The sequence below is a fragment of the Sinorhizobium sp. BJ1 genome (assembly GCF_002531555.1).
Classification (GTDB): Bacteria; Pseudomonadota; Alphaproteobacteria; order Rhizobiales; family Rhizobiaceae; genus Sinorhizobium; species Sinorhizobium fredii_B.
Genome location: NZ_NWTH01000019.1, coordinates 14,173 through 26,388 on the forward strand (window position 1 = coordinate 14,173; position 12,216 = coordinate 26,388).

At 62.7% G+C, this 12,216-nt stretch carries 11 protein-coding genes; 7 read left to right on the forward strand and 4 right to left on the reverse strand.

The window, feature by feature from the left end; all coding sequences use genetic code 11:
• Position 1 precedes the first annotated feature (1 nt).
• The 4 genes from CO676_RS21785 to CO676_RS21800 are packed head-to-tail and all read left to right on the forward strand — an operon-like array spanning position 2 to position 3,534.
• Entirely contained in the window at positions 2–1,030 is a 1,029-nt protein-coding gene (locus tag CO676_RS21785) for an ABC transporter permease (protein ID WP_097522609.1), read from the forward strand.
• A complete protein-coding gene (locus CO676_RS21790; RefSeq protein WP_097522610.1) occupies positions 1,027–1,932 on the forward strand; it encodes an ABC transporter permease in 906 nt (301 codons plus the stop codon). Before CO676_RS21785 ends, CO676_RS21790 begins: the two co-directional genes overlap by 4 nt.
• Positions 1,919–2,770: an ABC transporter ATP-binding protein gene (locus CO676_RS21795; RefSeq protein WP_097522611.1), complete on the forward strand. Its 852-nt coding sequence runs from the start codon at positions 1,919–1,921 to the stop codon at positions 2,768–2,770. Before CO676_RS21790 ends, CO676_RS21795 begins: the two co-directional genes overlap by 14 nt.
• On the forward strand, positions 2,767–3,534 hold the full coding sequence (locus CO676_RS21800) for an ABC transporter ATP-binding protein (protein WP_097522612.1): 768 nt from the start codon (positions 2,767–2,769) through the stop codon (positions 3,532–3,534). Before CO676_RS21795 ends, CO676_RS21800 begins: the two co-directional genes overlap by 4 nt.
• Here the strand turns inward: CO676_RS21800 and CO676_RS21805 are convergent.
• Positions 3,509–3,874: a response regulator gene (locus CO676_RS21805; RefSeq protein WP_014762007.1), complete on the reverse strand. Its 366-nt coding sequence runs from the start codon at positions 3,872–3,874 to the stop codon at positions 3,509–3,511. The genes CO676_RS21800 and CO676_RS21805 overlap by 26 nt on opposite strands.
• Positions 3,871–6,597 (reverse strand): PAS domain S-box protein, encoded by a 2,727-nt coding sequence (locus CO676_RS21810; protein ID WP_097522613.1) that lies wholly within the window; start codon positions 6,595–6,597, stop codon positions 3,871–3,873. Before CO676_RS21810 ends, CO676_RS21805 begins: the two co-directional genes overlap by 4 nt.
• 175 nt (positions 6,598–6,772) lie before the next feature.
• On the opposite strand from CO676_RS21810, the gene CO676_RS21815 reads away from it, so the two are divergent.
• Entirely contained in the window at positions 6,773–8,170 is a 1,398-nt protein-coding gene (locus CO676_RS21815; RefSeq protein WP_097522614.1) for a family 16 glycosylhydrolase, read from the forward strand.
• A gap of 48 nt (positions 8,171–8,218) precedes the next feature.
• Here the strand turns inward: CO676_RS21815 and CO676_RS21820 are convergent, their stop codons facing one another.
• Complete coding sequence (locus tag CO676_RS21820) at positions 8,219–9,208, reverse strand: sugar-binding protein (RefSeq protein ID WP_097522615.1); 990 nt, start codon at positions 9,206–9,208, stop codon at positions 8,219–8,221.
• Between the two features lie 47 nt (positions 9,209–9,255).
• Positions 9,256–10,236, reverse strand: a complete 981-nt coding sequence (locus tag CO676_RS21825) for an NAD(P)-dependent oxidoreductase (protein ID WP_097522616.1) — start codon at positions 10,234–10,236, stop codon at positions 9,256–9,258.
• A gap of 197 nt (positions 10,237–10,433) precedes the next feature.
• On the opposite strand from CO676_RS21825, the gene CO676_RS21830 reads away from it, so the two are divergent.
• Together CO676_RS21830 and CO676_RS21835 are read left to right on the forward strand one after the other, a co-directional pair.
• Positions 10,434–11,174: an ATP-binding cassette domain-containing protein gene (locus CO676_RS21830; RefSeq protein WP_014762002.1), complete on the forward strand. Its 741-nt coding sequence runs from the start codon at positions 10,434–10,436 to the stop codon at positions 11,172–11,174.
• Between the two features lie 32 nt (positions 11,175–11,206).
• The gene (locus tag CO676_RS21835; protein WP_097522617.1) at positions 11,207–12,205 is read left to right on the forward strand and encodes an ABC transporter permease; all 999 of its coding nucleotides are present in this window, start codon (positions 11,207–11,209) and stop codon (positions 12,203–12,205) included.
• Positions 12,206–12,216 lie beyond the last annotated feature (11 nt).

The following is a 12,216-nucleotide window of genomic DNA, read 5'->3' on the forward strand; positions in this document are numbered from 1 at the left end:
CATGAAGGAACTCACCGCAATCGAGCTGGCACGGCGCGTCCTGCACCTCATTGTCAGCCTGTTCATCCTGCTCTGCTTCACCTTCGTCATCGGCCGTGTCCTGCCGGCCGATCCGGTCGGCGCGATCGTCGGCGAGCTGGCGGATCCGGCCGCCTACGAGGCGATGCGTGTGCGGCTTGGCCTCGACCTGCCGCTCTACCAGCAGTTCTTCATCTATCTGAAGGGCCTGTTCCAGGGCGACTTCGGTCAGGCCATTCTCACTGGCAACTCGGTCGCCAGCGACATGCTGCAGGCTTTCCCGGCAACCTTCGAGCTGGCGACGCTGGCGATCATCATCTCGGCTGTCGCCGGCGTGCCCTTGGGACTGGCGGCCGCGCTGTTCCGGGACAGCTTCATCGACAAGTTCGCCCGCGTGGTGGCTCTGGTCGGCCATTCCATTCCTGTCTTCTGGTTCGGGATTGTCGGACTGGTGATCTTCTATGCGACGCTCAACTGGGTCGGCGGCCCGGGCCGGATTGACGTCTTCTACGAAGGCATGGTCGAACCGGTCACCGGCATGCTCCTGGTCGACAGTCTTCTGGTCGGCGAAACCGAGATTTTCTGGAACGCCCTTTCGCACATCATCCTGCCGGCCGCCATCCTCGCCTATATGGCGATGGCCTACATCACCCGCATGACCCGCAGCTTCACGCTGGAGCAGTTGAGCCAGGACTACGTCATCGCCGCGCGTGCCAAGGGTGCGGGACCGGCCCGCACGGTCGCCCACCATGTGCTGCCGAACATAGCCGTCCAGCTCATCACCGTGCTCGCGATTTCCTATGGCAATCTTCTCGAGGGAGCTGTGGTGACGGAGATCGTCTTCTCCTGGCCGGGGATCGGCCAATACATGACGAACGCGCTGATGATCGGGGACATGAACGCCGTGCTGGCGGCAACCATCATCGTCGGTTTCGTCTTCATGCTGCTCAACTTCATTGCGGACATCTCCTATGCAGTTCTTGATCCGCGGACCCGCGAGGTGGCGCGATGAGTGACGCGATCCAGACCGATGCCGAGGTGCTGCGTTCGCCGGGCATTATGGCGCGCATGCTTTCCGCTCTCCGTGGCGCCGTCGGCAAGCTTGCCGAAGAGCCGCTCGGTCTTGTCGGTTTCGCAACTATCGGCTTGCTCCTGGTGGTGGCCGCCTTCGCGCCGCTGTTCGCCCCCTATGATCCAACCGCCCAAGCGCTGTCGAACGCGCTGCAACCGCCGAGCCTCGCGCATCTCGCAGGAACCGACGAGTTCGGGCGCGACATCTTCAGCCGTCTTCTCTACGGCTCCCGCATCACCATCCAGACGATCTTCTTCGTCTCGATCATTGTCGGGCCGATCGGGCTGGTCATCGGCATCGTCTCCGGCTTCTTCGGCGGGCGGACCGACGCGATTCTAATGCGCGCCACCGATATCGTGCTGTCCTTCCCGTCGCTGATCCTGGCACTTGCCTTCGCAGCGGCGCTCGGTGCCAGCCTTTCCACGGCGATCATCGCGATTTCGCTCACCGCCTGGCCGCCGATCGCCCGCCTTGCCCGAGCCGAGGCGCTGGTGGTGCGAAATGCCGACTATGTCGCGGCCGCGCGTCTCTATGGGGCGAGCCCGCTCAGGATCCTCTTCGTTTACATCGCTCCGATGTGCGTGCCCTCGGTCATCGTGCGCCTGACGCTCAACATGGCCGGCATCATCCTGACGGCGGCGTCGCTCGGCTTCCTCGGCCTGGGAGCCCAGCCCCCGGCGCCGGAATGGGGTGCCATGATCTCGAGCGGCCGCAAGTTCATGCTCGATTTCTGGTGGGTGGCGGTGATGCCGGGCATTGCCATCCTGCTGACGAGCCTCGCCTTCAACGTCGTTGGAGATACGCTCCGCGACATCATGGACCCACGCCATGCCCGATCGTGACGCTTCGCCGATCCTTTCCATCCGCGACCTGAACGTTCGCTTCGGCCGAGACGCGATTGCTGCCGTCACCGATGTCAGCTTCGACGTTGGTCGCGAGCGCGTCGGCATCGTCGGCGAATCCGGCTCCGGCAAGTCGACGACCGGCCGGGCGATCATGCGGCTCCTGCCGCCCAAGGCCGGGGTGACCGCCGGGAAGATGGCCTTCTGCGGCGAGGAGATCCTCGGCAAGACGGAGCGGCAGATGGACCGGCTGCGCGGGCAGGACATGGCGCTGATCATGCAGGATCCGCGCTATTCGCTGAACCCTGTGGTGCCGATCGGCAAGCAGATCGCCGAGTCGGCCCGGCTGCATCTCGGTCTCAAGGGCAAGGCCGCGCTCAAGGCGGCGCGCGACATGCTGGTCCGGGTGCGGATCGGCGATCCCGACCGGGTGATGCGGCAATATCCGCACCAGATCTCGGGCGGCATGGGCCAACGCGTCATGATCGCGATGATGCTGATCGCGCGGCCGAAACTCGTCATCGCCGACGAACCGACCTCCGCACTGGACGTCAGCGTGCGCAAGGACGTCCTCCTTCTGCTCGACGAACTGGTGCGCGAGAACAATTCCGGCCTCATCCTCATCAGCCACGACATCCGGATGGTCGCGAGCTTCTGCGACAGGATCATCGTCATGTATCGCGGCCGGATCGTCGAGGAACTGACTAGCCTGGACAAGGCGCAGCATCCTTACACCCGGGCCCTCATTGCGGCCATGCCGGACGCGCGGCATCCCGTGCGGCGGCTCGCCATTATGGACCGCCAGGCGCTCGACAGCATCGGGGAGAAGATAGCGTGATCAGGGTCGAGAAGCTCGATGTCGCCTTCGGCCACGGCGAGAGCCGCCATCACGTCGTGAGGGAGGTCAGTCTTTCGGTGGCGCGGGGCGAGACCCTCGGCATCGTCGGGGAGTCCGGCTGCGGCAAGTCCACGCTCCTGCGTTCCCTGGCCGGGCTTGAACGCGGCTGGACAGGGCGCATCTGGTTCGAAGGGCGCGAAGTCGAAAAGGTCCGCGGACGCGAAGAGCTCAAACTGGCGCAGATGGTGTTTCAGGACCCTTACGGTTCGCTCCATCCGCGCCACCGCATCGGCATGGCGCTTGCCGAGCCCTTGAGGGCGATGGGATATCGCGACGATCGGCAGAGGGTGCTGCAGGCCTTGCGGCAGGTGGGTCTACCGGCCGACTTCGCCAATCGTTTCCCGCACGAGCTCTCCGGCGGCCAGCGGCAGCGCGTGGCGATCGCCCGAGCCCTGATCCTCTCCCCGCCGATCCTGCTGCTCGACGAGCCGACCTCCGCGCTCGACGTTTCGATCCAGGCCGAAGTCCTCAACCTTTTGGCGGACCAGCGCGAGGAGCGGAGCCTGACATTCGTGCTGGTCAGTCACGATCTCGCCGTCGTTGCCCATATGTGCGATCGGGTGCTTGTGATGAAGGACGGGATATTCGTTGACGAACTGACGAAGAACGAACTGCAGCACGGCGTCGCCCATGACAGCTATGCGCGCGAACTGTTCGACGCTAGCTTCCTACCGGGACTCATGCAGCGGGAACAAGGCTTCTGACTCTGCTGATGAGCTCGCTGCCGTCGAATGGCTTGGTCAGGCGCGGCAGGGAGCGAAAGCGCTCCGGCAGATCCGACACGGCATAGCCGGTCAAAAGCAGGACTGGTACCCGGCGTTCGAGCAGCTCGTCGACGAGCGGGTAGACCAACTCGCCGCGCAGGTTGAGGTCCAGTGTCGCCACGTCAAACCTCTCGGCGCGCGAGGCAGCGATCGATGTGCTGAGGCTGGTGAACGGGCCGACCACCAAATATCCGGCGGCAATCAGATCGTCCTCGATTTGCAGTGCCACCAGAAATTCGTCTTCGACGACGAAGACCCGACATGGCTGCGTGGCTGTCATGGGAAGGGTTCGCGAGGGTAGGGGACATCGATCATGCAGACCAGGCCTTGCGGCGCGAATTCGAGTTGGACTTCGCCGCCAAGGTCGGAGGCCAGCACGCGTTCCAGCAGCAAGCGGCCAAAACCGTTGCGTTTCGGGGCGACGACGACCGGGCCGCCCGATTCGCTCCAGCGGATTTTGAGCCGATCGGATTCCCGGTCCGCCGACCATTCTATGCGGACGCTGCCGGCCTTCGCGGAAAGCGCACCATGCTTCGCGGCGTTGGTGGCTAGTTCGTGGGCCGCCATGCCGAGGGTAAGGGCGTATTTCGGCGGCAGCATCGTTTGCGGGCCCGAGAGCATCACGTTGTTCTTGCCGTCATCATGATAGGGAGCCAACTCGTCGAAAAGCACCGTTTCCAACGAGACGCCTGACCAGCTTGCTTCGGCGAGACGCGTATGCGTTTGCGCCAGGGCCCTGATGCGGGCATCGAACGACCGATGCGCGTCATGCACATCCGGATTGGTGGAGAAGGACTGGCGCGCGATCGAGCTTACGATTGCAAGTGTGTTCTTGACGCGATGGCTGAGCTCGGCGACCAGGAGGTTGCGCTGCGACTCGGCTTCCTTGCGCTCGGTGATATCCATGCAGACGCCGGCCAGCTTGCTTGGCTTCGCGGCACCGTGAGGCGAAAACTGCCCGAACGCCTCCATCCAGCGGATCTTTCTGTCAGGGAGCCTGATCCGGTAGACGACATGATAATCCTGGCGGGACTCCATCGCCCTGGCGATCTCCAGTTCGACGAGGCAAAGGTCATCGGGATGTATGTCCCGCTTGAAATCGTCAAACGTACCACCGAAAGTTCCCGGTTCGAGATGATGAAGCGCCTCGAGGCCCGGCGACCATACGACCTTGCCGGTGCCGATGTTCCATTCCCAAGCCCCCATCCGGCCGGCGCCGAGGGCGATTTGCAGCCGGCGTTCGCTCTCCTGCAGCGCTTCTTCGGCCTGCTTGCGCTCGGTAATGTCCACCGATGCCGCCACCGCGCCGATCACGTCGCCGGCGGCGTCCCGCAGCGGCGTCGCATTCCCGAACAGGTGACGCGACGTCCCGTCTTCGAAGCGGACTTCTTCCTCGAAGTTCGGCACGACCTCGCCGCGCGCCGCACGCTGCACCGGGAGCTCGTCGGGCGATAGCATCTTTCCCATGGAGAAGACACGGAAGCTGTCGGGGCGCTCGCCGGGCGCGGCCGACAGCGACAGGTTCGTGTCGGGTCGCTGCCGAAGGAGCTCATAGGCGGCTCGGTTGCCGCTGATGACACGGCAATCGGGCGTCCGTGAGATCCAGATGGAGGCCGGCACGGCCTCCATGATTGCCATCAATTCGGCGGCGCGTGCCCGTTCGTTTGCCTCGTTGCGCCGCAACTGCTGCTCCGCAAGACAACGCGCCTCGTCGGCTCGCATACGTTGAATGCTGAAGCCGAGCTGCCGGGCAATCGTCAATGCCAGGTCGATCTCGTTGTCGGTGAAAGCATGCGGCAGATCATAATAGGTCATGAACTTGCCGATGAGCCTGCCTTCTGCGACGAGTGGGATGAAGCCGAGTGCTGCGATACCTTCCGCCTCGATGGTCGGCCTAAGGGCGGTCAGGGCCTCAGCTTGTGCAACGTCTTGGAGGAAGATGGGCTCCGGGTCCCGCTCCTCGCAGGTCCAGGGAGAGTGCCCGTCAACGGCGTTCCGATACTCAGCCGAAAGACCGCGCCAGGCGACGAAGTGCATCTTTGCGGAGCTTTCGAAAAGCAGAATGGAGGCCCGGTGGCAGCAGAGCGCGCCCTGAATGGCATCCAGCGCCGCCTCGTAGACCTCTGAGATGTCCTGGGCCCGGTGCAGCCTCTCGGTGAGGCGGTAGAGCGCCGCCTGTTCGCGCAAACGCGCCGCCAGCGTCTCGCTGGCTCGCCGTTGTTCGGTGACATCGCGGGCGATCTTGGACGCGCCGACAATCCGCCCCAGAGCGTCTCGGACCGGCGAGACTGTCAGCGAAATATCGACGAGACTGCCGTCTTTGCGGCGGCGCGTCGTCTGGTAGTGATCGATGCGCTCGCCGCAGCGGATGCGCCTGAGGATGTTGGGCTCCTCGTTCTCATAACCCGGCGGCATGAGAATGGTGATCGACTTGCCCACGACTTCGTCGGCCGTATATCCGAACAGCCGTTCGGCACCCTTGTTCCAACTCGTAATGATGCCGTTCAAATCCTTGGCGACGATGGCGTCGTCCGAGGATTCGACAATTGCGGCCAGATAGCGGGAGTCCTTTTCTGCGCTCTTGTGGTCGGTGATGTCGACGAGGAGATTGACCGCGCCGGTAAGTTCACCAGACTCGTCGAAGATCGGTGTCGGATGCGGGAGGAGCAACGCGGTCGACCCGTCGGGGCGAACCGCCACCAGTTCCTCTCCCCGGATGGGCTGTCGCCCTTTCAGCGCCATTGCCATCGGGCATTCGTCGTGCGGCAGCGGTGTGCCATCGGGCCGGCGAAGCTTCCAGCTAACGCACCAGCGGTCTTGGCCGAGTTCCGGCTCGCGCCCCGCGAGACTGACTGCGGCTGGGTTGCAATAGGTGACGAAGCCGTCCGCATCCGTGGTGTAGACGGCCACGGCCAGTGCATCGAGTGCTGCACGAAAATCCGATGACCGCAAGATACTAAGATCGCCCAAAGCGATTTTGGGCAGCGTCTCCGCACTGCACATAGTTCCCTCCGCACGCCGCATAACGCCAAACAACGCCGCTGATCGGAGCATTGTTCCAAAACGCCCTAAAAGACGTAGGGGTGTGGAGCCCCACCGCTGGTGGTAGGTTCGCCGGAGGAGGGCATGGCCCTTGGGCCTTGCGGAGGAGGAGTCCAATCAAACCTGGAGAGATGCGATGAGCAGAACTGTGCTGAATGCCGTGGGCAAGCCGCTTTATTACAGCGGGAGCTCGACGGCCTGGTTTTCCGCAACCGGATCGGGGCCTACGCTCTATGGGACCGCCGGCAATGATTCCATGTGGGGCGACAGTTCCGTCAATGTCACCATGATCGGCGGCAAGGGTGACGACATCTACTATCTCTATTCTGGGATCAATCGGGCCTCTGAGGCGGCAGGCGAGGGTGTCGATACGATAAATACGTGGATGAGCTACACGCTTCCGCAGAATTTCGAGAACCTGACCGTCACCGGCAGCGGCCGGTTTGCCTTCGGCAATGACACGGACAACATCATTAAGGGCGGCTCGGGAACCCAGACGCTCGATGGCGGCGGCGGCAACGATGTGCTGATCGGCGCAGGTGGCGCCGACACCTTCGTGTTCGCGCGCGGCAATGGCACGGACCTCATTACCGATTTCAACTTCGACGACACCGTTCGTCTGGACGGCTATGGGTTTACCTCCTTCCAGCAGATTCTGGCCAATGCGAGCCAGGAGGGGTCGAATTTGCGCCTCGCTTTGGCAGACGGCGAGAGCCTGGTGTTCGCCAACACCACTGCCGATCAGTTGCAGGCGCACCAGTTCCGGCTGAGCCTCGATCGCTCCGCGCTGACGCAGACTTTCTCGGACGAGTTCAACACGCTTCAGCTGCGTAGCGGCGATAGCGGCGTCTGGGATCCAAAGTTCTGGTGGGCGCCGGAGAAGGGAAGCACGCTTTCCGGAAACGGCGAACTGCAATGGTATATCAATCCGACCTACCAGCCGACCGCTTCCGCCAACCCGTTTTCCGTCAGCAATGGCGTTCTGACGATCAAGGCCGCGCCGGCGTCCGAAGCCATCCAAGCCCAAATTAATGGCTATGATTACACGTCCGGATTGCTCACGACCCATGCGTCCTTTGCCCAGACCTACGGCTATTTCGAAGTCCGCGCCGACATGCCGGACGACCAGGGCGTATGGCCGGCCTTCTGGCTTCTGCCCGCCGATGGCTCCTGGCCACCGGAACTGGACGTCGTCGAGATGCGCGGGCAGGATCCGAATACCATCATCGCCACCGTGCATTCCAACGAGACCGGCTCGCAGACCAGCATCGCGAGCGCAGTGAAGGTGCCTGACACCAGCGGCTTCCACAAATACGGCGTGCTTTGGACCGAGGACGAGATTGTCTGGTACTTCGACGATGCGGCGATTGCCCGTGCCGACACACCCTCGGACATGCACGACCCGATGTACATGCTCGTCAACCTGGCGGTCGGGGGTATCGCCGGCACGCCGAGTGACGGGCTCGTCGACGGGTCTCAGATGAAGATCGACTATATCAAGGCCTATCAGCTGGACGCCGACTGGCAGATCTGAGCGGGCTTAGGGAGGCCGACGTCACGCCGCCGGCCTCCCTCTTAAGCTCTATTTCTGGATGCAGGTGTCCACCGTGTCCTTGGTGCATTCGTCGAGACCGGTAAAGACCGGATCCTCGACCGGTTTCCCGGCGATCAGGTCCATCATCACCGATGGCGCCTTGTAGCCCATCTCGAAGGGACGCTGCCCGACGAGGGCGGTCACCAGACCCTCTTTGGCGATTGCCACCTCGTCGCCGATCGTATCGGCAGCACCGATCACGAATTCATTCTTGGCGATCTTGTCGGCCATCGGCTTGAACAGGTCGCGGTAAGGCTGTGGCGCGCCGAATAGCGGCCACCCGCCCATGATGCCAAAGGCATCGAGGTCGGGATTGGCGGCAAGAATGTCGGTCATTGCCTGCACGCCCTTGGCGCCGTCGTCATTGGTGAAGACCGGGCAGCCGGCAACTTCCGTCCAGCCGCCTTCGCCCTTGAGCTCCGTCAGCCCCTTTTGACCCGTCAGCGCGTCGCGCATGCCCTGGGCGCGGCGCAGGATATTGTCGGCGCCGGGATTGCCTTCGATGGTGCAGATCTTGCCGCCATTCGGCTTGCCCTTTTTGATGTACTCGCCGATGCGGTACCCCATCAGGTAATTGTCCGTACCGAGATAGGTCTTGCGCAGCGCCGAATCTTCGGCTGCGAGATCCGCATCGAGCGTCATAACCGGGACTGTCGGATTCGCGGTCTTGAGTGTCTGGGCGATGAGCTTGGCGTTTGAGGGCGAGATGGCGATCGCCGCCGTATCCGCCTTGCCCAGCATGTCCTGGACGATCTGCGCCTCACCGGCCTCGTCGGATGTCGAGGCAGGGCCGGTGTAGAAGCATTCGTATTCCGAATCCGGGTTTTCCTTGTTCCACTTCTGGCAGCCCTGGTTGATCGCCTCGAAGAACGGGTTATCGAGGCCTTTCACGACAATGACAAGCTGCTTCTTCTGGGCCAGAGCGGTTCCGGCGCTGAACGCCAGGACGGCTGCGGCTAGCAATAATGCCTTCCTCATGCTTTCCTCCCTTGCAACGCACGGACACCCCGTGTCCGCGACACCAATCAGCCCGGATACCAGACGATGCGCGGATTCTCCTCCGAGCGCTCATATTGCCAGGCCGAATCTATAAGCTTCTCGAGATCGTAGGCGGGTTGCCAGCCCAGCAGATATTTAGCCTTGCTGTTGTCCATCCAGTTGGAATGGAAGCGGCTCGGAATGTCGACGGAGCCAAGACCGCGCGTGCGGGCGAGGTAGGCGGCGACGTCGCCATAATCGACCGGTCGATCCATCGAGATGTTGAAGAGTTGCCGAACCGCCCGGGGATGATCGATCGCCGCCAGTATCGCCGAGACAAGATCGTCGACATGGACGAAGTTGCGCTTCAGCGGTCGCCCGTCGGCGTCGAGCAGCAACGGCACCGTGCCGTCCTTCGCATAGCGTCTCGCGTTGGCTTCCGGAACGAGGTCCTTCCAGACCGGGCCGCCGAACACATCGTCGCCGAAGGACAGAGAAAACCTGAGATCATCCTTCTCCATGATCCATGGTGCCCGCAGGCAGCAGCCGTTGAGGCCGTACTGAATGCCATACTGCTCCAGCATCACCTCTTCGAGGACCTTCGACAGGGCGTAGCAGCCCGGATAGGCCCGATGCGGCGTCGCCTCGGTGACAGGCCCGTCGTGCCGATAGTGGAAATGGCCGACGCCGGCGTCGCCGCCGATGAGGATGAACTGGCGGGCGGTCTCGCTGGCGCGGAATTCCTCGAGCAGCCAGAACAACCCCTTGACCGTTACGTCCATGACGCTGTCCGGAGTTTCCTTGCAGGTGGCGAGATGGACGACATGCGTTACCCCGGCGAGCGCCCGGGCGGCGACACCGCGCTCGGCGATCGTTCCGCGGACAACTTCGACACGGTCTGTTTCGGCACGCAGGCGGTTGTGGCAAAGCGCACGGATGCGCGCCTTGGGAAAACGAGGATCGTCAAGCAGCCCAGCGATGAGATGCTGTCCGACCTTGCCCGTTGCCCCGGTGACAAGGATCAGCATGCTCTCCTCCTGCTGATAGGTAATATCCGCGCGCTTCGCGCGTCAACGAATATTTGTAATACAATATGCGTTCGCGCGCATATACGTCTTTATTTGTAGGACGATTGACGCTGTTCCGCGCATTTGCGTAAATGGAATCGCACTAACCTGGGGGAGGAGACCCGGGCACGGCGGTATTCAGGTATCGGGAGGCTAGCGTGGCGGTTCTCGAGCTCGCCAATATTTCCAAGCATTTCGGCGCCATCCAGGCGGTTAACGACGTTTCGTTTGCGCTTCAGGCCGGCGAGGTCGTCGGCCTCATGGGCGACAATGGCGCCGGCAAGTCCACTCTCGTCAAGATGATCGCCGGCAACTATCGACCGAGCCACGGGACCATGCGTCTCAACGGTGCCGAACTTGTCATGCATCGCCCCATCGAAGCGCGCCAGCATGGCATCGAGATTGTCTACCAGGACCTGGCGCTCTGCAACAATCTGACTGCGGCGGCGAACGTATTTCTCGGACGTGAATTGCGCCGCGGAGTCGGTCCGTTGCGCGTACTCGACTACAAGTCGATGTACCGGCGCGCCGGTGAGATCTTCATGGAGCTGAAGTCGGAGACCCGCCCACGCGATCTGGTCAAGCAGATGTCCGGCGGTCAGCGGCAGGCGGTGGCGATCGCCCGCACCATGCTCTCGGAAGCGAAGATCGTGCTGATGGACGAACCCACTGCGGCAATCTCCGTCCGCCAGGTGGCCGAAGTGCTAAATCTGATCCGCCATTTGCGCGACCGTGGCATCGCGGTGGTGTTGATCAGTCACCGCATGCCGGACGTCTTCGACGTTGCCGATCGTGTCATCGTGATGCGGCGCGGCCGAAAGGTTGCCGACAAGGCGATTGCGGCAAGTTCACCGGAAGAGGTCACCGGTCTGATCACCGGCGCGATCGAACAGGTATAATCTAGACAGCGCGGGGAAAGCGAAGGTCGGTCATGGCAATTACCTTGGATCGGGCGATCGGGCAGAGACAGCAGAGCTGGGTCACCTCGGTTCTGTCCAGTCAGACGTTCTGGGTGCTGATCGCCGTCATTCTGGCCTGCCTCTTCCTGTCCGTCGCGACGGATACTTTCGCGACGCCGAAGAACCTCTACAACATCACCCGCAACTTCACCTTCGTGGCGATCATTGCCCTCGGGATGACGCTGGTGATCATCACCGGCGGCATCGACCTGTCGGTCGGCTCGGTCCTGTGTCTCTGTAGCATGGTACTCGCGGTAGTCATGAATGCCGGCTACAGCATCGAGGTCGGCATTGCCGCTTCGATCAGCACGGCCCTCCTCATCGGTGGTTTCAACGGTGTCATGATCGCCTATCTTGGTTTTCCACCCTTCGTCATCACGCTCGGCATGCTGTCGATCGCCCGAAGCCTCGCTATGGTCGCCTCCAACAACACCGTCGTCTTCCAGTTCGGCCCGGATCACGACACGCTCCTGGCGCTCGGCGGCGGTGCCTGGTTCTTCGGCATCGCCAATCCGGTGATCTACATGATCGTGCTTGCGCTTCTCACCGGCTTCGTTCTTCGCTGGACGAAGTTCGGCCGCTACGTCTTCGCGATCGGCGGCAACGAGCACGCCGCGACGCTGACCGGCGTTCCGGTCCGCCGGATCAAGGTTACCGTCTACATGATTTCGGCGCTTTCGGCGGGCGTTGCCGGCATCATCCAGACCGGCTGGCTCGGCGCCGTCACCACCAATATCGGCGCCGGTATGGAGCTTCAGGTCATCGCCGCGGCGGTCATCGGCGGCGCCAACCTGGCGGGTGGGCTCGGCACCGCTTCCGGCGCCTTGATCGGCGCGGCGCTGATCGAGGTGATCCGCAACAGTCTCGGCCTGCTCGGCATCAACGCCTTCTGGCAGGGGACCTTCATCGGCGGCGCGACGGTGCTCGCCGTATTGTTCGATCGCATCCGCAGTTTCCGTCAGAGCGAATAGCGGCTCTACGG